General features: G+C 57.0%; 24 protein-coding genes and 1 tRNA gene. 10 read left to right on the top strand and 15 right to left on the bottom strand.

What is annotated here, in order from left to right; genetic code table 11:
• Nucleotides 1-22: 22 nt before the first annotated feature.
• On the bottom strand, nt 23-370 hold the full coding sequence (locus KIN_RS00625) for a hypothetical protein (RefSeq protein WP_159804036.1): 348 nt from the start codon (nt 368-370) through the stop codon (nt 23-25).
• A 99-nt stretch (nt 371-469) separates the two neighbouring features.
• On the opposite strand from KIN_RS00625, the gene KIN_RS00620 reads away from it, so the two are divergent.
• Entirely contained in the window at nt 470-1,237 is a 768-nt protein-coding gene (locus KIN_RS00620) for an FCD domain-containing protein (protein ID WP_159804035.1), read from the top strand.
• Nucleotides 1,238-1,243: 6 nt separating this feature from the next.
• On the opposite strand, the gene KIN_RS00615 is transcribed toward KIN_RS00620, so the two are convergent.
• Both KIN_RS00615 and KIN_RS00610 read right to left on the bottom strand, forming a co-directional pair.
• Nucleotides 1,244-2,476: a mandelate racemase/muconate lactonizing enzyme family protein gene (locus KIN_RS00615; protein WP_159804034.1), complete on the bottom strand. Its 1,233-nt coding sequence runs from the start codon at nt 2,474-2,476 to the stop codon at nt 1,244-1,246.
• Nucleotides 2,473-3,561 carry a Zn-dependent alcohol dehydrogenase gene (locus tag KIN_RS00610; RefSeq protein WP_159804033.1) on the bottom strand — a complete coding sequence of 363 codons (1,089 nt, stop codon included), beginning with the start codon at nt 3,559-3,561 and terminating at the stop codon, nt 2,473-2,475. The genes KIN_RS00615 and KIN_RS00610 overlap by 4 nt, the downstream gene beginning before the upstream one ends.
• Before the next feature lie 124 nt (nt 3,562-3,685).
• Here KIN_RS00610 and pobA point away from each other — a divergent pair, with 124 nt between their 5' ends.
• Genes pobA through KIN_RS00595 form a run of 3 tightly spaced genes read left to right on the top strand, consistent with a single transcriptional unit; the run spans nt 3,686 to nt 6,934 of the window.
• Nucleotides 3,686-4,855, top strand: coding sequence for a 4-hydroxybenzoate 3-monooxygenase (gene pobA, locus KIN_RS00605; protein WP_159804032.1), 1,170 nt, complete (start codon nt 3,686-3,688; stop codon nt 4,853-4,855).
• A gap of 7 nt (nt 4,856-4,862) precedes the next feature.
• Nucleotides 4,863-5,657: a 3-oxoadipate enol-lactonase gene (gene pcaD, locus KIN_RS00600; RefSeq protein WP_159804031.1), complete on the top strand. Its 795-nt coding sequence runs from the start codon at nt 4,863-4,865 to the stop codon at nt 5,655-5,657.
• 50 nt (nt 5,658-5,707) lie between these two features.
• Nucleotides 5,708-6,934 (top strand): TCR/Tet family MFS transporter, encoded by a 1,227-nt coding sequence (locus tag KIN_RS00595; protein WP_159804030.1) that lies wholly within the window; start codon nt 5,708-5,710, stop codon nt 6,932-6,934.
• Here the strand turns inward: KIN_RS00595 and KIN_RS00590 are convergent.
• The 8 genes from KIN_RS00590 to fabA form a co-directional block, all read right to left on the bottom strand.
• The gene (locus tag KIN_RS00590; protein WP_159804029.1) at nt 6,897-8,093 is read right to left on the bottom strand and encodes an endonuclease/exonuclease/phosphatase family protein; all 1,197 of its coding nucleotides are present in this window, start codon (nt 8,091-8,093) and stop codon (nt 6,897-6,899) included. The two genes, KIN_RS00595 and KIN_RS00590, sit on opposite strands and share 38 nt — an antisense overlap.
• Entirely contained in the window at nt 8,090-9,070 is a 981-nt protein-coding gene (locus tag KIN_RS00585) for a threonine ammonia-lyase (RefSeq protein WP_159804028.1), read from the bottom strand. The genes KIN_RS00590 and KIN_RS00585 overlap by 4 nt, the downstream gene beginning before the upstream one ends.
• The gene (locus KIN_RS00580; protein WP_243144777.1) at nt 9,067-9,918 is read right to left on the bottom strand and encodes an alpha/beta fold hydrolase; all 852 of its coding nucleotides are present in this window, start codon (nt 9,916-9,918) and stop codon (nt 9,067-9,069) included. The genes KIN_RS00585 and KIN_RS00580 overlap by 4 nt, the downstream gene beginning before the upstream one ends.
• Nucleotides 9,915-10,601, bottom strand: coding sequence for a haloacid dehalogenase type II (locus tag KIN_RS00575; RefSeq protein WP_159804027.1), 687 nt, complete (start codon nt 10,599-10,601; stop codon nt 9,915-9,917). The genes KIN_RS00580 and KIN_RS00575 overlap by 4 nt, the downstream gene beginning before the upstream one ends.
• Before the next feature lie 66 nt (nt 10,602-10,667).
• Nucleotides 10,668-11,456, bottom strand: a complete 789-nt coding sequence (locus KIN_RS00570; RefSeq protein WP_159804026.1) for a metalloprotease — start codon at nt 11,454-11,456, stop codon at nt 10,668-10,670.
• Between the two features lie 90 nt (nt 11,457-11,546).
• On the bottom strand, nt 11,547-12,335 hold the full coding sequence (locus tag KIN_RS00565) for an enoyl-ACP reductase FabI (RefSeq protein ID WP_159804025.1): 789 nt from the start codon (nt 12,333-12,335) through the stop codon (nt 11,547-11,549).
• Nucleotides 12,336-12,338: 3 nt separating this feature from the next.
• A complete protein-coding gene (gene fabB, locus KIN_RS00560) occupies nt 12,339-13,568 on the bottom strand; it encodes a beta-ketoacyl-ACP synthase I (protein WP_159804024.1) in 1,230 nt (409 codons plus the stop codon).
• A 23-nt stretch (nt 13,569-13,591) separates the two neighbouring features.
• A complete protein-coding gene (gene fabA / locus KIN_RS00555) occupies nt 13,592-14,107 on the bottom strand; it encodes a bifunctional 3-hydroxydecanoyl-ACP dehydratase/trans-2-decenoyl-ACP isomerase (protein WP_159804023.1) in 516 nt (171 codons plus the stop codon).
• Between the two features lie 159 nt (nt 14,108-14,266).
• Here fabA and irrA point away from each other — a divergent pair, with 159 nt between their 5' ends.
• Nucleotides 14,267-14,683 carry an iron response transcriptional regulator IrrA gene (gene irrA, locus KIN_RS00550; RefSeq protein ID WP_159804022.1) on the top strand — a complete coding sequence of 139 codons (417 nt, stop codon included), beginning with the start codon at nt 14,267-14,269 and terminating at the stop codon, nt 14,681-14,683.
• A 13-nt stretch (nt 14,684-14,696) separates the two neighbouring features.
• Here irrA and KIN_RS00545 read toward each other — a convergent pair.
• Nucleotides 14,697-14,773: transfer RNA gene (locus tag KIN_RS00545), tRNA-Arg, on the bottom strand.
• Nucleotides 14,774-14,884: 111 nt separating this feature from the next.
• Here KIN_RS00545 and KIN_RS00540 point away from each other — a divergent pair.
• The 3 genes from KIN_RS00540 (at nt 14,885) to KIN_RS00530 (ending at nt 17,273) form a co-directional block, all read left to right on the top strand.
• Entirely contained in the window at nt 14,885-15,493 is a 609-nt protein-coding gene (locus tag KIN_RS00540; RefSeq protein ID WP_159804021.1) for a TetR/AcrR family transcriptional regulator, read from the top strand.
• Between the two features lie 197 nt (nt 15,494-15,690).
• Entirely contained in the window at nt 15,691-16,332 is a 642-nt protein-coding gene (locus KIN_RS00535; protein ID WP_159804020.1) for a lysophospholipid acyltransferase family protein, read from the top strand.
• The gene (locus tag KIN_RS00530; protein WP_159804019.1) at nt 16,329-17,273 is read left to right on the top strand and encodes a phosphatidate cytidylyltransferase; all 945 of its coding nucleotides are present in this window, start codon (nt 16,329-16,331) and stop codon (nt 17,271-17,273) included. The genes KIN_RS00535 and KIN_RS00530 overlap by 4 nt, the downstream gene beginning before the upstream one ends.
• On the opposite strand, the gene KIN_RS00525 is transcribed toward KIN_RS00530, so the two are convergent.
• Nucleotides 17,270-17,581 carry an ETC complex I subunit gene (locus tag KIN_RS00525; protein WP_159804018.1) on the bottom strand — a complete coding sequence of 104 codons (312 nt, stop codon included), beginning with the start codon at nt 17,579-17,581 and terminating at the stop codon, nt 17,270-17,272. The genes KIN_RS00530 and KIN_RS00525 overlap by 4 nt on opposite strands.
• A gap of 128 nt (nt 17,582-17,709) precedes the next feature.
• Here KIN_RS00525 and uvrB point away from each other — a divergent pair, with 128 nt between their 5' ends.
• On the top strand, nt 17,710-19,908 hold the full coding sequence (gene uvrB, locus KIN_RS00520) for an excinuclease ABC subunit UvrB (protein WP_159804017.1): 2,199 nt from the start codon (nt 17,710-17,712) through the stop codon (nt 19,906-19,908).
• A gap of 120 nt (nt 19,909-20,028) precedes the next feature.
• Entirely contained in the window at nt 20,029-20,454 is a 426-nt protein-coding gene (locus KIN_RS00515; protein ID WP_159804016.1) for a hypothetical protein, read from the top strand.
• A 61-nt stretch (nt 20,455-20,515) separates the two neighbouring features.
• Here the strand turns inward: KIN_RS00515 and KIN_RS00510 are convergent, their stop codons facing one another.
• Together KIN_RS00510 and KIN_RS00505 are read right to left on the bottom strand one after the other, a co-directional pair.
• Entirely contained in the window at nt 20,516-20,926 is a 411-nt protein-coding gene (locus KIN_RS00510) for a DUF4864 domain-containing protein (RefSeq protein ID WP_159804015.1), read from the bottom strand.
• 49 nt (nt 20,927-20,975) lie between these two features.
• A complete protein-coding gene (locus KIN_RS00505; RefSeq protein WP_159804014.1) occupies nt 20,976-22,559 on the bottom strand; it encodes a lysine--tRNA ligase in 1,584 nt (527 codons plus the stop codon).
• Nucleotides 22,560-22,588 lie beyond the last annotated feature (29 nt).

The following is a 22,588-nucleotide window of genomic DNA, read 5'->3' as shown; positions in this document are numbered from 1 at the left end:
AATGGTCCATAGGGAGGCATATCTAGGGTAAGTCGAGCGTGTAGGTCTCGTCAGACCAACCATGCACGCTGTCATGGGCGCGGATGATCACTTGTGTGACACCCTCTGGTACCACCACACCACCCAGAGATCGGGTAAATGGTTGCTCGTTCTCATGGGGGTGCGCCAGAACGCGGTAACCCAACTCAGTTCCATCAGGCGCGTTCACCGACCACCCGTCGGCGTAGTGATCCCAGCCCGTATCGGGGTGGCTGATCGTGACGCTGAAGCTCCAACTGTCGCCGGATTTACGCGCGCTTGCATCTTCAATAACAGCTTGGTCGGCGAGCGCCGGGCTTGCCAGCAAAAGCAAAACGAGAAGACCGCGCATTTCGAAACCTCCAATACTGACCCGCAGGTCAGAGCTACGGATTTCGCTTTGCCCGACCTTCAATTGGTCATAAGTTATAGCCAATTCCGGAGTTTCGCGATGCCTTTCGAAAAGATTGCAGCAGAAAAGCTGTCACAATCCGTTGTTCAGCAGATTGAGCTTCTGATCCTGCGGGGCATTTTGCGCCCGGGCGAGCGTCTTCCGTCAGAACGCGAACTGTCGGAAAAGATGGGCGTCTCACGCCCATCCTTGCGGGAGGCGGTCGCGGATCTGCAGACCCGGGGACTATTGGCGACGAAGGCGGGCGCGGGCATCTATGTGGCTGACGTATTGGGAGCCGCGTTTTCGGACGCATTGGTGCAACTCTTCGCAGCCCATGATGAAGCCGTGTTCGACTACGTTTCTTTTCGCAGGGATATGGAAGGGCTGGCAGGCGAGCGCGCCGCGCGCCATGCCTCCGATACTGATCTGAAGGTCATCGATACGATTTTTCGCAAGATGGAAACGGCTCACTCGAAAAGAGACCCAACCGAGGAAGCTCAACTTGATGCTGAATTTCACCTCGCCATCATTGAGGCCAGTCACAACGTCATAATGCTGCATATGATGCGCGCAATGTTTCAGATGCTGCGTGAGGGCGTGTTCTATAATCGCCGCGTTATGTTCAAACAACGCACCACCCGCGACATGCTACTGGATCAACATCGAAACATTCGGGATTGCCTCATGCGCCGGGACCCGGAGGGTACGCGCGAAGCCATTGAAGCGCATCTAAGCTACGTCGAAGCCAGCCTAACCGACCAAAAGCGCACCGATCACAACGAAGTCGTCGCGCGCCAAAGGCTTGCCCACGAAAACGCACGCTAGCGCCTGCTAGTCGATCTCAGGCGGGGCGCCGCCAGCAAAACTGTTCCCATTCTGATAGTCACAGGGCGCGTCCTGCATTTCCAGATGAAGCCTGTCGCCGTCATAAGGGTTCTCGGCGATGACCACCTCATCCAACTCAATCCCCAGCCCCGGGGTATCCGGTGGCGTAACATAGCCACCCTCTACCTTAAGTGCGCCCGAGATGAGATCCGTATGAAACTGTGTCTCGATCGTCTCAGCCATCAACAGATTGGGAATTGAAGTCGCAAAGTGGATGTTTGCCGCCCATTCGACCGGTCCTGCATAAAGATGCGGTGCCATTTCTGCATTGAACACCTCGGCAACTGCCGCGATTTTCTTTGCCTCCCAGATACCGCCGACACGTCCCAATGCAGGCTGCAGGATCTTGGCGCCACCCGATTTCAGCACGGTCGCAAATTCCGATTTCCCAACCAACCGTTCACCCGTTGCAACTGGTATCCGTACAGCGTCAGCGACCCGCGCAAATTCCAGAAGGTTGTCGGGCGGGATCGGCTCTTCAAACCACAGCGGCGCATAGGGTTCGAGCGCTTGCCCCAAACGTATCGCACCGGACGTTGTGAACTGACCGTGGGTCCCAAACAAAAGGTCCGCTTTGTCCCCGACGGCGTCCCGGATCGCTTTGCAAAAGGCGACCGATCGGCTGATGTCTGACATGGCCGGTTGGTGACCGCCCCGCATCGTATAGGGCCCCGCCGGATCGAACTTCACAGCCGTGTAGCCACGGTTCACCGCATCCAGCGCAGCTTCAGCAGCCAAGTCAGGCGCCGTCCAGAAATCGGTCATATCATGATGAGGCAAAGGATAGAGATAGGTATAGGCCCGCACGCGCTCGTTCATCTTGCCGCCAAGCAGGGCCCAAACCGGGCGATCCCGCGCCTTGCCCAGAATATCCCAGCACGCCATTTCGAGCCCCGAAAATGCGCCCATCACAGTGAGGTCCGGGCGCTGCGTGAACCCAGACGAATAAACCCGACGATAAAGCCGTTCGATGTTTTCTGGTGTCTCCCCCTCGAAGTGGCGCGCAAACACGTCAGAGATAACCGCACGCATGGCGTCCGGCCCTGTGGATGCGGCGTAAACCTCCCCAATGCCGGTGATGCCGTCATTTGTTGTCAGGCGGACGAGGATCCAATATCGACCGCCCCAGCCGGGTGCGGGGGGCGCGGTGACGAATATCTCAAGCTCGCGGAGTTTCATTCGAAGACGATCACATTGCGACGTGCAGCCCCGGTCCTAGTATCCGCAATCGCCTCATTGATCTGATCAAGAGACCATCTACCCGATATCAATTCATCCAGCTTCAGCCGCCCTTGCTGATAGAGATCGACCATCCACGGAATGTCACGCCTGAGCACCACGTCACCCATCTTGGACCCCTTCAGGCCCTGTCCAAGCGCGCCTAAGACGACCGGTTCGTATTCGCTCATCTGCCCGGAATGTGGCAATCCAACGATGTAAGCATCGCCGTGTGGGGCCAGCAGACGCAGCGCCAGATCATAAGCGGGCAGCGCGCCCACTGTCACAAAAACCGCATCCGCCATACGCCCGTCGGTTATGGAAGATACCTCCTTCCACGGCTTCGGGGCATCTGCCAAAATAGTGTCTGTCGCGCCAAAATCTTTCGCGTCCTCAAGCTTTTCCGGCAGTAAATCCATTGCGATAATGCGGGCAGCGCCCGAAATGTCCGCACCCTGGATCGCATTCAGTCCAACCCCACCAGCCCCGATGACGACCACAGTTTGACCGGGGCGGATACGGGCTGTGTTCACAACAGCACCTAGCCCAGTGATGACCCCGCAGGACAAAAGACTGGCCGCATCCATCGGCATGGTTTCAGGGATTTTCACAATCTGGCTGTGGTGAACGACAACTTTCTCCGCAAACGCGCCACAGGCCAGCCCGTGTTCCAACGTGCCCCCATCGGACATGGCGAGCGGGCCCGTCGATTTGTCGTAGGGGGTCGAGCATTGAACACCGCGCGCGTCAGAACAAGATGGACAGTGGCCACAGGACCGGATCAACGTGACAAGAACGCGATCGCCCGCGCTGTAGCCGCGCACGCCGCTTCCCTGCGCTGTGATCGTTCCCGCAGCCTCATGACCGTAAACAGCGGGCAATGTACCACCCCAACCGCCATCCATGTAGGACAGGTCCGAATGACAGATGGCGCAAGCGCTCAGGGTGACCTCAACCTCGTCATCCTGCGGCGCACGCAGGTCGACCTCTTCCACGGTGAGCGGCGCGCCGAAGGTTCGGCAAACAGCGGCTTTTATCTTGGTCACATCGCATCCTTCCAACAGTCTCATCGCGCAGCTTTCGCGAGGTCGGAATCGACTCGCAAGTGGAATTGCAATTTGATTGACGTTGACAACTAAAATTGCGTACTCATTCCAAGGGAGGATTTTTATGCGTACTCAGGTTGTCATCATCGGGGGCGGTCCATCCGGGCTTCTGTTATCTCAGCTCCTCCACAGGGCCGGGATCGACACGGTCGTGCTCGAGCGACGCGCCCGGTCCTATGTTTTGTCGCGGATCCGCGCCGGTGTATTGGAATGGGGCAGCGTCGAGATGCTGCGGAAAGCAGGTGTCGGCAAACGTATGGATGCGGAAGGCTATGTCCACAGCGGCACTTATCTTGCCACACAAAATAGAGGGTTCCGCATTGATTTCGACGCGCTCATTGGCAAGCGGGTGATGGTCTATGGGCAGACGCAGGTAACCCACGATCTATACGATGCTCGGGACCGGATGGACGGCATTGTTATTGAGGAAGCCCTGTCCGTCACCCCACAGGATCTTGATACAGACAAGCCCTACGTGACCTATGAGAAAGACGGAACGGAGCAGCGCATCGACTGCGATTTCGTGGTGGGCTGTGATGGGTTTCATGGCGTCAGCCGCACTTGTATCCCGAAGAATGTCTTGCGGGAATATGAGCGCGTTTATCCGTTTGGGTGGCTGGGTATTCTCTCTGAAACGCCGCCGGTTAGCGATGAGTTGATCTATGCAAATCACGAGCGTGGCTTTGCGCTCTGCTCCATGCGCAACAGCAAACTCAGCCGCTACTACATTCAAGCCCCTGTGGATGATCCACTGGACGCATGGTCCGACAACGCATTTTGGGACGAGTTGAAGCGCCGCATTCCGGAAGAAGCGGCGGACAAGATCACAACAGGACCAAGCATCGAGAAATCAATCGCGCCTCTCCGATCCTACGTCGCCGAGCCGATGCGATGGGGACGCCTGTTTCTCGTCGGCGACGCGGCCCACATTGTCCCGCCAACGGGTGCCAAGGGGCTAAATCTCGCGATCTCTGATGTCCATTACTTGTCTACCGGCTTGCAGACCTATTACACGCATAAGGATCAGTCAGGGATCGACGCCTACTCTGCCAATGCTCTGGCACGTGTCTGGAAATCGGTGCGGTTCTCGTGGTGGATGACAACCAAGTTGCACCGTTTCCCCGATCAGAGCGCGTTCGATCAGCGCATACAGGAAGCGGAGTTGGATCACATCGAAACCTCCGTTGCAGCGCAGACCGAATTGGCCGAGAACTACGTGGGCCTACCTTACTGAGGAGACAGTGGTGATCGTTGATCTGGGGGATATCTCGCTTCGGGTTCAGGAAGATGGATCTGAGACAGGGCCGCCAGTGGTCTTCGCAAATTCGCTCGGCACCACCCATGCGCTTTGGGATCAGATCATCCCTTTGCTTCCAAATGGATTGAGACTGATCCGCTATGATATGCGCGGACATGGCGGTTCTGACGTGCCGACAGGCCCCTATTCGATGGGCGCCTTGATCCGAGACGCGGAACGTCTTCTGGACCACCTTCAGGTCAGGGATTGCGTCTTCATTGGTCTCTCTATCGGCGGCATGGTGGCTCAAGGTCTGGCCACCAAGCGACTCGATCTTGTGCGCGGTCTGGTTTTATCGAACACGGCCGCAAAAATGGGCACCGCGCAGATGTGGCAGGACCGCATTGATGCCATCCAAAAAGACGGGCTGGCGGGCATCGCCGACAGCGTCATGGAGCGGTGGTTTTCCAAGCGTTTCCGCATGTCGCCGGAAGTGGCGCGATGGCGACAAATGTTGGTCGATACACCTGTCGATGGTTACGCGGGCTGCTGTGCGGCCATCGCGGGGACGGATTTCTACACGACCACCGCGGGGCTGACATTGCCAACGCTGGCTATTGCGGGCAGCGAAGACGGGGCATCCCCGCCTGATCTGGTGCGTGAAACGCAAGAGCTCATCAAAGGCAGCCGGTTTCAATTGATCCGTGGCGCAGGACACTTACCCTGCGTCGAACAGCCCGAGGTATACGCAGATGCGTTGACGGAGTTCTTGCACAGCATTGGTCACGTCCCGGCTTGATCCGTTGTCAGACTGCGGGCATGGTCACGCTCTAGTCAAACCGAGCATGTATGTTCCGCAACCTTCCCGTTACGTTCATTCTGATCACAGTGATGATCGACGCGATGGGCATCGGTCTCATTCTTCCGGTTATGCCAGAACTGATCATGGATGTGCGCGAGACTTCCATTTCGGACGCAGCGGTCTGGGGCGGTATCCTGTCGGCGACATTCGCCGTGATGCAATTTCTGTTCAGTCCAACGCTTGGAAATCTAAGTGATCGTTTAGGGCGCAGGCCTGTTCTTCTGACATCAACCGCTGTCATGGCCTTTGACTACATTCTGATGGCCCTGGCCGGAACAATTTGGCTGCTGTTGGTCGGACGCATCATCCGCGGGATCACCGCGGCCACACAGTCAACGGCCAGCGCCTTCATGGCTGATATTTCACCCCGTGAGAAGAAGGCACAGAACTTCGGACTGATCTCGGCGGGGTTTGGCGTTGGCTTCGTACTGGGCCCCATCATAGGGGGCCTACTGGCGGAGCTTGGTCCTCGTGCGCCCTTCTACGCAGCCGCAATTCTTGCGGGCGCAAACTTTATCTTCGGCTATTTCGTGCTGCCGGAAACCGTGACACCGGACAAACGCCGGCCATTCCGATGGTCGCGCGCGAACCCGGCTGGCGGCTTGAAGCATATCGGGGCGCTGCCCGGGCTCAGCCTGTTGCTGGCCGTCTACTTCTTTTACCAGATCTCGAACATGGTTTATCCGGCGATCTGGGCCTATCACACCCAAGCCGCCTTCGACTGGGGCCCCCGCATGATCGGCGCGTCCCTCGCTTTATACGGCGTCTCGATGGCGGTGACCCAAGGCTATCTCATTCGCATCGTCATCCGCTTTCTTGGAGAGGTCCGAACGGTCTACTGGGGACTTCTCTACAACGTCCTGACCCTGACACTCTTTGGCTTCGCAACGCAGGGCTGGATGCTATTGGTGCTCACGCCTCTCGCCGCGTTTGGCGCGGTTGTCGCTCCGGCGCTTCAAGGTGTCATGTCAGGTCGGGCAGCAGACGATCAGCAGGGGGAGCTTCAGGGGGTTCTGGCGTCGATCAACGCCATTGGAATGATCGCCACGCCGCTGATCATGACGCGCGTCTTCTCGACGTTTACAAGCGAGGATACACCGCTCGACCTGCCGGGCGCCCCCTTCCTGCTGGCGATGCTTTTGATGCTCGTGTCGTGGGTTTTCTACACAAACAGCCTTAAGGCTGATCGTCGAACAACCGCAAATGCGCCATGATCTGTCCGTGGTCGGACGCCAACTTATTATAAGGCGCCTCTGCATGTGACCCATCGGTCAGGTGATCGTTGAATACACTGAAGTACTCCATCTCACCGATTTGGCCCGATCCGTCCAAGAAGTGTTGCGACAGCAGGATCTGATCGATGGATTCGAAAACACCACCAAATGCAGTCGTATAGATCATGTCGCGAAGGGATGTCCTGATGAAGAGCTTCTCACAAGACTGCAACATCACGCGCTCAATATCCGCTTTGATTTTCTGCGCCTCTTCCTCGCTGTATCTGTCATTCGCCCGTTCGGCATCGTGGCGGCGCATCCAAGCGTAATTCTTGAACGGGCGCTCGCCAGAGATGATCTCTGAAGAAACAGCATGCTCGCCGTCATTAAAGTCGCCCATGACGATCGTTGGGAAACCTGCATTGATCTCTTCAACAACAAGCGCGCGCAACACGTGGGCCTCTGCCATGCGCCGGACAGCCGCCCGAAGCGACCCCAAGGCCCGACCCACGGGATCGTAATTCAGCAGATCAACCTCGGGCGCGGGCGCACCATCTGCCGGACGCGGGTATTCCCCAAGTTTCGATTTAAGATGGCAGTTAAAAACCGTGATGACCGTATCCCCAATCGGTATCCGCGCTTTCAAAAGCGGGCGGGACAGACGGTTCAGCCGAAACGTCCCCCCGTCACCACCACCCATCAGATCAAAGTCGATCTCCTGCGCCGGGTCGATCTCCTGAATGATCTCTGGCGTACCGACAAAACCGAATCTGGACAGCAGTGCCAGACCGGGGCGCCGCTGACCTGGCTCACCGTCATTGGTATTGGGCGCAAAGGCCAGGGCGGCATCGCCATAGTCCCGGTACGCCAGTTTGCGGAAGATCGCCTTTCGCGCGTAGCGCTTATTTGGGTCCGGTACGACATCTTCGTTCGACGCGCGGCCTCTACGGTCCGCCTCGGCGATTACCGCCTGCAAAGCTGATCTTTCGAAAATCTCCTGAAAGCCGACGATATCGGCGTTCAGTGAGAGCACTTGATCAGCAAGCCAATCCTCTTTCCACGCATGTTCTTCTTCGGTGTACTGCTCGAAGCGGTAGTACTCCTGCTCGGGGCCAATCAGGTTCTTCACGTTGAAACTGGCGATTGTGAAGCGGGTCATAAATCGCTCCCATACTTCTCCAACGCCATACGAAAGATATCCGCATCGACATTGCCGCCAGATGCCACCGCGATCACCGGATCGCTCGTCAGTGTATCGCCATGATAAAGCGCGGCCGCAAAAGCGATCGCGCCGCCCGGTTCCAACACAAGCTTCAGCCGCATAAACGCCACGGCCATTGCGCGCAGACAATCTTCTTCCGGAACCACGATGCCCGGACCGCACAGCTTCTGCATCAGAGGAAATGTGATCTGGCCCGGTTGCGGCGTAATGATCGCATCGCAAAGCGAACCGGAGGTCTTTTCGTTCCGCTCGATCTGTCCGCTTGCTAGCGAGCGTGTGACGTCATCGAAATCCACCGGCTCAACGGGCCGTACCTTCATGGCGGGTGCACGATCTGCCAAGGCCAGCGCAATACCGGAGGTTAGTCCACCGCCTCCGCAACACACCAGAACCTCTGCGGCATCGACACCAAATTCGGCTGCCTGCTCCGCGATCTCTAAACCCGCGGTACCTTGTCCTGCGATCACTTGTGGCTCGTCGAAGGGCTTCACCAAGGTCAGTCCACGTTCCTTTGCAAGGCGCGCTCCGATCTCGTCCCGGTCCTCGCCAGCCCGGTCATACAACACCACTTCGGCGCCAAGCGCTCGCGTGTTTTCGATCTTAAGGCTTGGCGCGTCCGAGGGCATGACAATGACTGCTGTCGTCTCATGCTCCTTGGCTGCAAGGGCGATACCCTGTGCATGATTGCCGCTCGAAAATGCTATCACACCAGCGCGCAGGGCATTGTGCCCCAAGGCCGACAGTGCGGACCACGCGCCGCGATACTTGAACGAACCGGTATGTTGTAGCGCCTCAGCTTTCACGAAAACGCGGCGACCCGCGAGGTCGTCAATAAAGGGGGAGTTGAGCAGAGGCGTGCGTCGGACCTGCCCCGCCCCCCGCTCTGCCGACGCCGTGATCATGTCAATATTCATGTGACCCTCTCCAGGAACTCGGCAATCGCCGTCACCGCAATCGGCTCATCCAAAAACGGGACATGACCACGATCTGGAACCTCGACATACGTTGCCTGATCGTGACGGGCCTGCATCCGGTCCGCATTTGCTCGCGAGAGGATATTCGAATTTGCCCCCCTCAGGATCGTGACTGGAATGCCTTGCAGCATCTCATAGAGCGGCCAGAGATCGGGCATGGGCCCAGCCTGAGAGCTTTCTTCGACAGCGGTCCGCAAAGCCGGATCATATCGCAACTCGAGCTCCTCGGGCCCTTCGATCCAAAGACGCTCCGCATAGATACGCCAAGAGGCAAGAGATACCCTCGGGAACATCTCGCCCATCTTGCTTTGAAGGTTTTCGGCTGCGTGATCGTAGGACTGATATCCTGGTCGCCGCCCGAGATAGCTTGAAATGTAGGTCAGGCCTTCTTCTTCGATCACCGGACCAATGTCATTAAGAACAACACCAGCCAAGCGATCCTTGTGTCCGGCAGCAAGGGTCATGGCGATCAAGCCGCCTCGGGAGGTACCGAGGATTGCAGCCTTCTCCAGCCCCAGATGGTCCATCAGCGCCAGCGCATCCTGCGCCTCGCGCGGAATATTGTAGTTCTGATAGTTACTATCAAACTCCGAGAGACCGCGTCCGCGACTGTCGAGCCGGATCACCCGAACCTTTTCAGCAAACGCGCTGCGAACCGGCTCGAAGTCCCGCATATTGCGCGTCAGACCCGCCAGACAGAGAAGCGGCGTACCGGTTCCCTCATCAGCATAGGCCAGCTGCAAACCGTCATCCGTCTTAAAGTGCCGCACCACGGTATCGATCATCATGCGCGCCCCGCAAGATTCGGGATGGACGTCAAATCGCTCAGAATATGTGCTGGTGTCCAAGGCAGGCGATCAACCGGTTCGGATGCCCGGTTCACCCAGGATGTGACAAACCCAAAGCCTGCCGCGGACGCAGCGTCCCACCCGTTGGAGGAGACGAAAAGAACGTTCTCGGTGCTGCATTTAAACCTGTCCAGAACCAGTTGGTAAACCGACGAATCCGGCTTGAAGATCCCGACGCTCTCGACACTCAGCACGTCATCCAGAACGTCCGACAGCCCCGCCGATTTTACGGCGCCGTCCAGCATCTCAGGCGATCCATTCGACAAAATAGCTGTACTCAACCCCGCCGTCTTCAAAGCGCTCAACATCACCGGAACCTCGGGATAGGCTTCCAACTCCCAGTAAAGCTGAAGAAGACGCGCGCGGAGGTCCGTGTCGCTTAGCCCCTGAGACTCCATCGCCCAGTCGAGACCGTCTTGCGTGACCTGCCAGAAATCCGTGTGTGCGCCAGTGATCGCCCGCAACCATGTGTATTGAAGCTGCTTTAACCGCCAATCGGTCGCCAAAGCCTGCCAACAGGATGCCAACGCATCGCGGCCGGGCTCAGTGGCGGCCTGCCGCGCTGCAGCGGTTACGTCAAACAAAGTCCCGTACGCATCAAAAATGCAGGTCGTGATCGGCATGACGGCTCCCCCTGTTTTGCAAACAGGTTTGCACAGCACACCGATCGGGAAAACCTCAAAGATGGGTCAGGCAATGATCCAGAAGATCATCTGAACGCCACCCACGAAATGCACGGCTGAGGTCATGACATATGCGGACACCGACAAGACCCCCTGCCCGATGCTGAGCCGGGTCTGGTCAAGGTCCAAACCCCGTCCGAACCAGAGGGATTGGATACCCAGAAGCGAGAAGATCGTCAGCGCGATGGAGTCGAGATGAAAGGCCAGCGCTGCACAAACTGCGCTCATTCCCAGCGTGATTGCAGTAGTCGCGCGCGGTGCAAAGGCGTCGGTGACAATCCGAAGGCACCGCCCACCATCTAGAGGCCAAAACGGCAGCAGATTGAAAAAATTGAGCGCACCGGTCGCAACTGCAAATATCCAGAGAAACTGAGACGCTTGAGGGAAAGTCTGGAAAGTGAGATCGGACAGAATGAACGCGGCCACCATCGGTACGATGCAGATGCCGGGGCCCATCAGCGTGATGAAGAAATCGTCTGCTTGCGTGCGTGGAGCCATATCAGAAATCGCGATACCGCCCATAAGGGGGACCAACCGGAACCGCGCGTCCTCATGGCCTGCTATTCTGAACGCCACCACATGTCCGAATTCATGGATCATCACACTCAGCGTGACAGCGATTCCATAAAGCGGTCCAAGATAGTAAACGGCGGCTCCGATTGCGATGATCGCAAGGAAAACGCCTTGAGGATCCAATCCTACGATATTCAAAGCGCCTTGGTTGCTGAATCCGGCCCTTACAATGAGATACATCATAAGGAACAAAAAAGATGCGCCACCCAGGACCAGCATCATCACCTCACCACTGAACGTGTGACAGGTTGAAGGCAAAATCTGGCAATCTTGCGGTGCGATTGTGGCGACTTCGGAATTGCCGCCTAAAAGTTAAAGGTTTTCGCTCTGCGGCATGCCGAGGACGTGGTAGCCGCCATCGACACGAATAATCTCACCCGTCGTGCAAGCCCCGTGATCAGATGCAAGGTAGACGGCTGTGCCACCAACGGCTTGAAGTGTCGCGTTCGCACGCATGGGCGCGTTGGCCTCGGTTTGCCGGAATGTCCGCCGCGCCCCCCCGATGGCAGCCCCCGCAAGCGTCTTCATAGGTCCGGGCGAAATCGCGTTAACCCGGATCCCTTCGGGCCCAAGATCGTTCGCTAGATAACGGACGGCAGATTCCAACGCCGCCTTGGCAACCCCCATGACGTTGTAGAACGGCGTCACTCTATTGGACCCCTGGTAAGTGAGAGTCAGGATCGTGCCACCGTTTGGCATCAGCGCGGACGCGCGCCGGGCCACATCAATCAATGAATAGCAGGAGATCGTCAGCGAGTTCTTGAAGTTGTCCCGCGTCGTATTGATAAAACGGCCCGTCAGCTCGTTCTTGTCGGAATAGGCAATGGCGTGAACGACGAAGTCGATGCTACCCCACTCGTCCGCCAGCTTCGCAAAACAGGCGTCCAGCGATGCATCATCTGTCACGTCCACATCGATCAGGATATCGCTGCCAAGGCTCTCTGCGAGCGGCTGAACCCGTTTACCAAATGCGTCACCCTGATAGGAAAAGGCAAGCTCCGCGCCTTCTTCGGACATGGCCTTCGCTATGCCCCACGCGATGGATCTTTCATTTGCGACGCCCATGATCAGGCCACGCTTGCCTTTCATCAGATCGGCCATCTTTTATCCTTTAAACTTGCTCAGCAACATGGACCCGTTTGTCCCGCCAAACCCGAATGAGTTGGTCATAACGGTGTCCAGACCAGCATCCATGACGGTGCTGGTTGCGATTTCCTCTGGTTTAAGCGCCTCGTCCAGAGTCTCCACATTGATTGATGGGGCAATAAAATCATCCTGCAGCATCAACAGACAATAGATTGCCTCTTGCGCGCCGGTCGCACCTTGGGAATGGCCGGTCATTGACTTGGTGGAACTGATCGGCGGTGTTGATCCGTCACCGAAGACACGCCGCACCGCTTCTACCTCGCCCACATCGCCCACAGGCGTAGAGGTACCGTGCGCGTTGATGTAGCTTACCGTACGCCCGTCCGGGATGGTATCCAGCGCAAGCCGCATGGCCCGCTCGCCGCCTTCACCGGACGGGGCAACCATGTCGTGGCCGTCAGAGGTCGCCGCGAAGCCGGTGACCTCCGCGTAGATCTTGGCCCCACGTGCTTGAGCATGTTCGAGGCTTTCAAGCACAACGATCCCGCCACCGCCTGCAATGACAAACCCATCGCGATCCGCATCGAACGCGCGAGAGGCCTTTGTCGGCGTGTCGTTATATTTCGAAGACATGGCGCCCATCGCGTCGAAGAGGCAGGACAGCGTCCAGTCCAACTCTTCGGCGCCGCCCGCAAACATTACATCCTGTTTGCCCATCATGATCTGCTCTGCCGCAGAACCGATGCAGTGCAGCGACGTAGAGCAGGCGGACGTGATCGAATAGTTGATGCCCTTTATTTGAAACGCCGTGCTCAGATTGGCACTGATCGTCGAACTCATGCATTTCGGAACCGCAAACGGACCAATCCGCTTGGGCGCCCCCTTTTCCAGCACCGTCTGGTGGGCCGCCAGCATTGACGAGGTCGATGGCCCGCCGGAGCCCGCAATCAGTCCCGTCCGGGGGTTAATCACATCGCCGTCCTCCAGGCCCGCATCTGCAATCGCCTGCTCCATTGCGATATGGGCATAGGCCGCACCCGGTCCCATGAAACGCAGTTTGCGTTTGTCCACGTGCTCTGTAACGTCGATTTTCAGTGTGCCGGCAACCTGACTCCGAAACCCGTGCTCGATCATGTCCTGAGACGATTCTACACCCGACGTACCGGCCTTCAAAGCCGCGGCAACCTCGGAAGCCGAGTTTCCGATCGGGGAGACGATCCCCAATCCAGTAATGACTACGCGGCGCATCATCGCCTCCTATTTTGGACAGATCAGTTGTCTTCGGCCACAGCCAAACCGACCTTCATGTCCTTGACTTGGTAGATGACCTCGCCATCAGCCTCGACACGTCCATCGGCAACGCCCATCTTTAGCCGGCGATCTATCACCCGTGTGAAATCCACGTAATATGTAATCATTTCTCGGTCAGGTTTGACCATCCCAGTCAGCTTGACCTCACCGACGCCAAGGGCAAAGCCCTGACCCTGCCAACCGCGCCAACCCAAGTTGAAACCGGTCAGCTGCCACAACCCGTCGAGCCCGAGGCACCCCGGCATCACCGGGTTCCCAGGGAAGTGACACTCAAAAAACCACAAATCCGGCGTGATGTCGAACTCTGCGACAACATGACCTTTTCCGTTGGCCCCGCCATCCCCGCTGATATCAGTGATGCGGTCCATCATCAGCATGGGCGGCAGCGGAAGCTGAGCATTGCCCGGTCCGAATAACTCGCCTCGTGCGCATTTCAACAAGTCTTCCTTGCCAAAACTGGTTGGATAATCTGACATCCGCCGCCGTCCCCGATATGATGCGTTCTTAACGTCAGCCCCCTCTAGCATTGGCAGTTTGCCACGTGCAAGTGGGCCACAAGCCCGAGAGTTCGCTGAATTTATTTGAAACTTGCCGTCCAAAGCCCTTATATATTGGGAAGAAACATAGGTAGTGCGATGACGGCAGAAACAGAAAGACGTGGGGCAGATTGGCTGGATGGCGCGGGCTTGCGCCCAACCCGGCAGCGCGTTGCGTTGGCTGAGCTTCTTGTCGGCGACGGCCAGCACCGCCACATCACGGCAGAAAGTCTGCATGACGCCGTCAAAGAAAGTGGTGACAGCGTCTCGCTCGCGACGATCTACAATACACTCAAGGCATTTTGTGAGGTTGGCCTTATCCGCGAGGTCATGGTCGACGGCACCAAGTCGTATTTCGACACCCGCGTAGACGATCATCCGCATTTCTTCTGGGAAGAAACCAGCGAGTTGACAGACGCGCCTAAGGAAGAACTGCAGATCTCCGGCTTGCCAAAGGCGCCGGATGGTACAGAAATCTCCAAAGTGGATGTGGTGATCCGGCTGCGCCGCACCTGAGCGCAAAATCATCTGGCGATCCCTGAAGGACTCGAACCCTCAACCTGCTGATTAGAAGTCAGCTGCTCTATCCAGTTGAGCTAAGGGACCGCTCTGGCCCGGTTTTGCGGGCAAGGTGAACCAAAAGCAAGCCTGCAATCCGCTTCTTTCCTTCTCAAATGCTTCAGCGCTATATTGAACCCGGTTCACAATCGAGGCGCTATGGCGGGCAAAGTTCAAAAGAAGCGGGAGGAACTGCGTATCCTTCTGATCAATATCGCAGAAGCACGCATCATCGACGGCGGCATCAGCCAAATTCGTGCACGTGATCTGGCCAAGGATGCGGGATGTGCGGTCGGCGCAATCTATAACGTCTTCGGCGATCTGAATGAGCTGGTAATGGCGGTAAACGGTCGGACCTTCAAACGGCTGGGCGATCACGTCATGGGGACGGTCAAGTCGCACCCAGACAGCACATCCGCTGAAACGCTTGTCATTATGGGTCACGCCTATCTGGACTTCGCGTCGAAGAATGCCCCCGCTTGGCGAACCCTTTTCGACTTGGAAATGTCGAGCGATCACGATGTGCCGGAATGGTATATGTCCGAGATGCGCGCGCTTTTGGCGTTGATTGCAAAACCACTGGCCGAAGTTTTCCCTGATATGGAAGCAGAGGACGTGGCACTGATGACCCGTGGACTGTTCTCATCCATACACGGCATCGTTCTTCTCGGACTTGAGAGACGTATTTCGGCCGTTCCCGAAGATCAGTTGAAGCATATGATTTCCCTTGTTCTTAACAACTTAACCAAGTCTGCCCAGAAAAAATGAACATCGCTCAAGTATTCCCTTGAGCAATAGCTGGTTTTCTGCATGCTGGAAATTGAACGGCGTTCATGTACGGGCATGGGAAAATGACAGTGACGAAAACCGGATCTGTACGCCAAGTTTTCTTGTGGCGCAGTTTTCCTTGCGCGCTTTGAAGTTAACGTATCAATCTGACGAACAGTGTGAAAACGAGGACGCTCATGCGCGGAATACTTGCAAATATCGTGGGGCATGTCCTCGCCCTGTTCGCCCAGTTCATCACCGCCGCCCGTGCCGATTGGCGCGGGATCGAACCGGTCAGGCACCAACGCATCTATTTTGCCAACCACACGTCCAATGCGGACATGCCACTGATTTGGACCGTCCTTCCACCAGCCCTGCGCCGACAGACCCGCCCCGTTGCAGCGGCTGACTACTGGCTGAAAACCAAGCTGCGGGCCTTTGCAGGCGGTGAGGTGTTTCGCGCGGTTCTCATAGATCGCAGGCGGGAGCATCAAACCGATGATCCGGTCGACAAAATCGTGACGGCTGTAAACGAAGGCGCGTCGCTTATCCTGTTTCCAGAGGGCAACCGCAACATGACCGAGGATCCGCTGCTGCCCTTCAAAGCAGGGATCTACAACATCGCGCAACGCTGCCCCGAGGTTGATCTGGTCCCGACCTGGATCGACAACATCTCGCAGATCATGCCCAAGGGCGAGGTCATTCCCGTCCCACTGGGATGCACCATCATTTTTGGCGAGCCCATCCACGTGAGGACAGGCGAAGACAAGGACACATTTCTCACGCGCGCCTCTGACGCGCTGCTGGCCCTGCGCCCGACCGAGGACAAAGCGCCATGACCCAGACAGACGCTGATCTACTGCTGCTGTTTGCGGGCTCCTGTCTGCTGCTGGTGTTGGCCTCCCTCGTTGGTATGGTCCTTCAATCGCAGCTTTCCCCGAACACCGACAACCCGACCGTTGAGACCTATCTGACGCGGGTTCGAACCTGGTGGGTTATGGTTTTGCTGATGACGCTTGCCCTTCTGACGGGGCGGATCGGGATCGTCGTGCTGTTCCTCTTCTGCTCCTTCGCAGCCTTGCGGGAATTTCTGACGCTGACGACAAAGACTAAGGGCGATCACATGTCGCTCGTGGCGATCTTTTATGTCGTGCTCCCTGCGCAATACGTGATGATCTGGTTGGGGGAGAGTGGACTGTTCTCAATCCTCATCCCCGTCTACGCGTTTCTGCTGCTGCCGATCGTCTCGGTCCTTAGACAACCCGATCAGAAATTTCTCGCGCGCGTCTCAGAAACCCAATGGGCGCTCATGATCTGCGTCTACTGCCTTAGCCATGTGCCAGCGCTGCTGACGCTTGACATCCCGGGCTACCAGAACCGGGTTGTCCTTCTTGTGGCGTTTTTGGTGCTTGTCGTGCAGCTCAGCGATCTGATGGAATACTATGTCGGGCGCAGGTTTGGGCGGCGCAGCATCGCACCGCGGGTGTCGCCGAAAACATGGGAAGGCGTTGGCGCAGGAACGCTAACTGCGGCGCTGATTGGCTTCGTCCTCAACTGGATCACACCCTTTGCCCCCCACGAAGCCGCGCTGATGGCCATCGCGATCTTCCTGATCGGCAGCGGCGGATCTGTTGTCCTTGCGGCCATCAAACGGGATCTTGGGGTGCGTGACTGGGGGCATCTGATCCCCGGACAAGGCGGCTTCGTCGACAAAATGGACTCCGCCATCTTCGCCGCGCCAGTGTTCTACCATCTGACCGCCTATTTCTGGTCGGTCTAGTGGGTCCAAGTGCCTCGCCGGTTGGTGGCGAAGTTCTCGCCATACCCGCCGGGACGAATGACAGGCTTCCGCTTTTTGGGCTCGGTCACCACGGCGTCAATGCCCCGCTCTTTGGCATAGTCCAGCGCCGCTTCTTTCGTATCGAAGGTTAGCTTCACCTGCGCCTGCGTGTCTTGCGAAGATGTCCATCCCATCAGCGGATCAACCTCGCGCGCTGTCTCAGCGACAAACTCCAAAACCCACGTTTTGGTTTTGGCCTGCCCTGAGGACATGGCAGTCTTCGCTGGTTGGTAGATACGCGCCCGCATGGTCTTCACTCCGGTCAACTTGCGCGATGTTATCCCCGGACTGGCAGGAGTTGGCAAGTGCGCATTCAGGCGCATCTTGAAGGGGAACCAAAAAGGATCATCTTAGGGTGGTCGTAAGGAATCGCGTAATGCACAACAACTCTCCCGAACAGATGCCCGCCCTGAACCACGCCCCCTCCCCGGATGTGCGCGGTCGCGAAAAGCTGGAAGGCGGCATTCGGTTCCGCATGCAGACGGACTTTACGCCAGCAGGCGATCAGCCCATGGCGATCAAGGAACTGACAATGGGTGTCAACGGGGGTGAGCAGGATCAGGTGCTTCTGGGCGCGACCGGGACCGGCAAGACCTTCACTATGGCGAAGGTCATCGAGGAAACACAACGGCCCGCTATTATACTTGCACCAAACAAAACGCTCGCGGCACAACTCTACGGCGAGTTTAAGGGGTTCTTTCCCGACAACGCAGTCGAGTATTTTGTGAGCTACTATGACTACTACCAGCCGGAAGCCTATGTGGCCCGGTCGGATACGTATATCGAGAAAGAATCCCAAATCAACGAACAGATCGACCGGATGCGTCACTCCGCGACTCGCGCCCTTCTGGAGCGGGATGACGTTATTATCGTTGCATCCGTAAGTTGTATTTACGGCATCGGGTCGGTTGAGACCTACGGCGCCATGACCCAAGACCTCCATGCGGGGCAGGACTATGATCAACGCAAAGTTATGGCGGATTTGATTGCGCAGCAATACCGGCGCAATGATCAGGCGTTCCAACGCGGCAGCTTCCGCGTCCGCGGCGACAGTCTTGAGATTTGGCCCGCCCACCTGGACGACCGCGCGTGGCGGTTGTCGTTCTTTGGTGAAGAACTTGAGAAAGTTGTCGAGTTCGACCCGCTCACTGGCAAGAAGACAGACGATTTCGACAGGGTCCGGGTGTATGCGAACTCGCACTACGTGACGCCGCGGCCCACGATGCAACAGGCCATCAAGGGGATCAAGTCAGAGCTTGCCGTGCGATTGAAGCAACTGGTCGATGAAGGCAAATTACTGGAAGCGCAACGATTGGAACAGCGCACGAATTTCGATCTGGAAATGCTGGAAGCCACGGGCGTTTGCAACGGCATCGAGAACTACTCACGCTATCTCACCGGTCGCGCCCCGGGCGAGCCACCCCCCACATTGTTCGAATTCATCCCCGACAACGCAATCGTATTTGCAGATGAAAGCCATGTCAGCGTACCTCAGATTGGCGGCATGTATCGGGGTGACTATCGGCGTAAATTTACCTTGGCGGAGCATGGGTTCCGCCTACCGTCCTGCATGGACAACAGACCGCTGAAATTCGAAGAATGGGACGCAATGCGACCGCAATCCGTGTTTGTTTCGGCGACGCCCGCATCATGGGAGTTGGAGCAATCAGGCGGCGTCTTTGTCGAACAGGTCATCCGACCCACGGGCCTTCTGGATCCCATGATCGAAATTCGTCCCGTCGAAACACAAGTCGACGATGTTATGGACGAAATTCGACGCGTGTCTGAGGCCGGTTACCGAACATTGGTCACAACGCTCACAAAGCGGATGGCTGAAGACCTGACGGAATACCTGCACGAACAAGGCATCAAAGTGCGTTACATGCACAGTGATATCGACACCATCGAGCGGATTGAAATTCTGCGTGACCTTCGCCTTGGCGCATTTGACGTGCTGATCGGTATTAACCTGCTGCGTGAAGGTCTCGATATTCCAGAATGCGGCTTGGTCGCAATTCTCGACGCCGACAAGGAAGGTTTCCTCCGCTCCGAAACATCCCTAATCCAGACGATCGGACGGGCCGCACGGAACGCGGATGGCAAGGTCATTATGTATGCCGACCGGATCACCGGATCGATGGAACGCGCGATGGGCGAGACGGACCGCCGCCGTGCCAAGCAAATGGCATATAATGAAGAACACGGTATTACGCCGGAAACCGTGAAGAAGAATGTCGAGGATGTTCTGGCAGGTCTCTACAAAGGTGATGTGGATATGAACCGCGTTACAGCGCAGGTAGATATGCCCCTTGCCGGCGCAAACCTTCAGGCGGTTCTCGACGGGCTCCGGACGGACATGCGGAAGGCCGCAGAGAACCTAGAGTTCGAAGAAGCTGCACGGTTGCGGGACGAAGTTAAGCGCCTTGAGACGGTCGATATGGTGGTGTCTGACGATCCGCTCGCTCGTCAATATGCCGTTGAGAAAGCGGTAGATGATGCGCATAAAGCATCGGGTCGCTCAACAGCGGGCCGTCCGGGCCAAAGAGGCGGAAACGTAAAACGCCGCCGAAAATAGCCTACTAGCGCCCATACCGTGAAAATATCAACACATCGGCGGCACTATGCCGACATGATTGACGTTCTATTAGCGCAGGCATATAGCGAGATTACGCCAATCAGCAGAGAAGTTGGAAAAATGAAAGCCACTCAGAAACTTTTGAAGACAGTAGAACGCGCACTGGATGATGCGTATGAGCTTGGTATGAAGGACGGCATCGCCAAGGGGAAAACAGACGCACGGGAAGAGCTTCTGTCGGTCTTGAGCCCCGGTAAAACCAGCGCTAAGCCGGGTCCAAAACCCAAAGCGAAAAAACCCCGCAAGGCGAAAGCAGCGACACCCAAAGGTCGTAAGCGCGCGCCACGCGGCACGGCACGCACCTTGGTCGAACGCGCCATGGAGAAAGCCGGAAAAGGCAACGGTGTTAAAATCGCCGATATTGCTGCGACCGCCGAGAATGATCTGGAAGCAATGGTCAAAGAAGTCTCTTTGCGCGCCGAACTGCGCAAAGGCACAGATGACGGCCGCTACACCAATAGCGACGGTATGTGGTTCAAAGCATAGAAGTAAGCCGCTAACGACGAATGAAAGGCGCGCCCGAATTAGTGTGGCGCGTTTTTAAATCTCAAGCTCCAATGGGCGGGGCGGCCAGCAGAATGACGCCGTCAATCTGCCAGCCCGCATCTGTCTCGATCATGTTATATTCCAGCACATGGGGCGCGCCATTCGCGTCGCGCAGCAGAACCTTCTGAAACAAGAGCGGCCCTTGACGACGCAACTCCAGAAAGTCGACATCCGACGGGCGCCATACCATCGGATACCCATTGCGTACCATCTGACCAAAGCGTTCCGGCGAGCCGAACAGCCGCTTTATATTCGGTGACGCATAGGTAAACGCGGTCGTAAAATCATCCTGCAGAAATGCATCAATCTGACTTTGTATCGTTGCTTCAATATCGGGGTTACGTACTTCCTGCGCGGCGCTCGGCAGCACTGAAGATAGGAAGATCGTAATCGCAACGAGGATATGTTTCATGACGCACTCCTTTCGTCGGAGTTAGGCCAAATCCGATCTTCGTCAATTCTCAAGCTGCGCTGGCAAGCTTCCCTGCAAGGGCGGCGTCGATCAACGCGACCGTCTCGTCCACCCCGTAAAGGGCAATAAAACCACCGAACCGCGGCCCTTGCGACGCACCAAGCAGAACCTCGTAAAGGGCCTTGAACCAGTCCCGCAGCGGATCGAAACGATCTCGCCCGCAGGCGAACACCACGCTTTGCAAAGCTTCCGCGTCAAGCCCGCCATCCCATGCTTCAAGCTGCGTTTTGAGATCCTCTAGGGCTTCCCGCTCAAGATCGGTTGGCAAACGGTAAGTCTTCTCCGGCTTCACGAAATCATTGTAATAGCGCACAGCAAAACCCGCCGCCTGATCAAGGTCAGGATGAGTATCCGGCGACGCATCAGGGGCATAGCGCTGGATAAAGCCCCACAACTGTGATTTGTCCTCGGCGCCCGCGACAGAAGCCAGATTGAGCAGCATCGAGAACGGCACCACAAGGTTCGAGCTTGGAACATTATGCCCGTGGATGTGGAAGACCGGATTGGCCAACCGCTGCTTGGCATCCTGATCGGCGCAACCGCGCAGTTGCTGGTGATACTCATCGACCGCTTTCGGGATCACGTCGAAGTAAAGCCGCTTCGCTGTTTTCGGCTTCTGGTACATGAAATACTGCAGGCTTTCCGGCGCGGCGTAGGTTAGCCACTCCTCCATCGACAGACCGTTGCCCTTCGATTTGGAGATCTTCTGCCCCTGTTCATCATTGAACAACTCGTAAGACAGGCTTTCTGGGGGCTTAGCGCCCAAGACACGACAAATCTTCGACGACTGCGTCACACTGTCGATCAGATCCTTGCCTGACATCTCGTAGTCGACGCCTAAGGCCGCCCAACGCATCGCCCAATCAGGCTTCCACTGCATCTTCACATGACCACCCGTCACGGGCACCTCTATCCGCTCTCCGTCGGGCTCTTCGTAGACGATCGTGCCCTTGGCCACATTGCGCTCCAGCGTCGGGACTTGCAGCACATGGCCCGTCTTGGGACTGACCGGCAGAAAGCAGGAGTAGGTCGCGCGCCGGTCCGGACCCAGCGTCGGCAGCATCACCTCCTGAATTTTATCGAACCGCTCCAAAGCGATCAGCAACGCCTCATCAAACCGGCCTGACGTATAGTACTCGGTCGAGGACGCGAACTCGTATTCGAACCCGTAGCTGTCAAGAAACTCGTTCAGCTTGGCATTGTTATGATGCGCAAAACTCTCATGGGTGCCAAACGGATCACGGACCTTGGTAAGCGGCAGATGCAGGTCCTCTGCCAGTTCTTCTTGCATCGGCACATTGCTGGGTACCTTGCGGAATCCGTCCATGTCGTCCGAAAAGCAGATCAGCTGTGTCGGAATATCGCTGAGCATCTCGAAGGCCCGGCGCACCATCGTCGTCCGCGCGACCTCGCCAAATGTCCCGATGTGGGGCAAGCCTGAGGGGCCATAGCCTGTTTGAAACAGAACATAGCCCTTCTCAGGCGCGCCGTTAGCGTAGCGTTTCAAAACCCGGCGCGCTTCCTCAAACGGCCAGGCTTTCGAATTCATCGCTTCTTCGCGCAAATCAGACATGTTCTTCTTTCACTGATCGGACGGACATC

Source organism: Litoreibacter roseus (assembly GCF_009811795.1).
In the GTDB taxonomy this organism is placed as follows: domain Bacteria; phylum Pseudomonadota; class Alphaproteobacteria; order Rhodobacterales; family Rhodobacteraceae; genus Litoreibacter; species Litoreibacter roseus.
The sequence above is the reverse complement of the archived record's forward strand: the minus strand, read 5'-3'. Positions and strand labels throughout refer to the sequence as shown.

Coding starts and splice junctions, on each gene's coding strand:
- KIN_RS00625 (WP_159804036.1), bottom strand. CDS start 370: ATGCGCGGTCTTCTCGTTTTGCTTTTGCTGGCAAGCCCGGCGCTCGCC.
- KIN_RS00620 (WP_159804035.1), top strand. CDS start 470: ATGCCTTTCGAAAAGATTGCAGCAGAAAAGCTGTCACAATCCGTTGTT.
- KIN_RS00615 (WP_159804034.1), bottom strand. CDS start 2,476: ATGAAACTCCGCGAGCTTGAGATATTCGTCACCGCGCCCCCCGCACCC.
- pobA (WP_159804032.1), top strand. CDS start 3,686: ATGCGTACTCAGGTTGTCATCATCGGGGGCGGTCCATCCGGGCTTCTG.
- KIN_RS00595 (WP_159804030.1), top strand. CDS start 5,708: ATGTTCCGCAACCTTCCCGTTACGTTCATTCTGATCACAGTGATGATC.
- KIN_RS00590 (WP_159804029.1), bottom strand. CDS start 8,093: ATGACCCGCTTCACAATCGCCAGTTTCAACGTGAAGAACCTGATTGGC.
- KIN_RS00585 (WP_159804028.1), bottom strand. CDS start 9,070: ATGAATATTGACATGATCACGGCGTCGGCAGAGCGGGGGGCGGGGCAG.
- KIN_RS00580 (WP_243144777.1), bottom strand. CDS start 9,918: ATGATGATCGATACCGTGGTGCGGCACTTTAAGACGGATGACGGTTTG.
- KIN_RS00575 (WP_159804027.1), bottom strand. CDS start 10,601: ATGCCGATCACGACCTGCATTTTTGATGCGTACGGGACTTTGTTTGAC.
- KIN_RS00570 (WP_159804026.1), bottom strand. CDS start 11,456: ATGATGCTGGTCCTGGGTGGCGCATCTTTTTTGTTCCTTATGATGTAT.
- KIN_RS00565 (WP_159804025.1), bottom strand. CDS start 12,335: ATGGCCGATCTGATGAAAGGCAAGCGTGGCCTGATCATGGGCGTCGCA.
- fabB (WP_159804024.1), bottom strand. CDS start 13,568: ATGCGCCGCGTAGTCATTACTGGATTGGGGATCGTCTCCCCGATCGGA.
- fabA (WP_159804023.1), bottom strand. CDS start 14,107: ATGTCAGATTATCCAACCAGTTTTGGCAAGGAAGACTTGTTGAAATGC.
- irrA (WP_159804022.1), top strand. CDS start 14,267: ATGACGGCAGAAACAGAAAGACGTGGGGCAGATTGGCTGGATGGCGCG.
- KIN_RS00540 (WP_159804021.1), top strand. CDS start 14,885: ATGGCGGGCAAAGTTCAAAAGAAGCGGGAGGAACTGCGTATCCTTCTG.
- KIN_RS00535 (WP_159804020.1), top strand. CDS start 15,691: ATGCGCGGAATACTTGCAAATATCGTGGGGCATGTCCTCGCCCTGTTC.
- KIN_RS00530 (WP_159804019.1), top strand. CDS start 16,329: ATGACCCAGACAGACGCTGATCTACTGCTGCTGTTTGCGGGCTCCTGT.
- KIN_RS00525 (WP_159804018.1), bottom strand. CDS start 17,581: ATGCGGGCGCGTATCTACCAACCAGCGAAGACTGCCATGTCCTCAGGG.
- uvrB (WP_159804017.1), top strand. CDS start 17,710: ATGCACAACAACTCTCCCGAACAGATGCCCGCCCTGAACCACGCCCCC.
- KIN_RS00515 (WP_159804016.1), top strand. CDS start 20,029: ATGAAAGCCACTCAGAAACTTTTGAAGACAGTAGAACGCGCACTGGAT.
- KIN_RS00510 (WP_159804015.1), bottom strand. CDS start 20,926: ATGAAACATATCCTCGTTGCGATTACGATCTTCCTATCTTCAGTGCTG.
- KIN_RS00505 (WP_159804014.1), bottom strand. CDS start 22,559: ATGTCTGATTTGCGCGAAGAAGCGATGAATTCGAAAGCCTGGCCGTTT.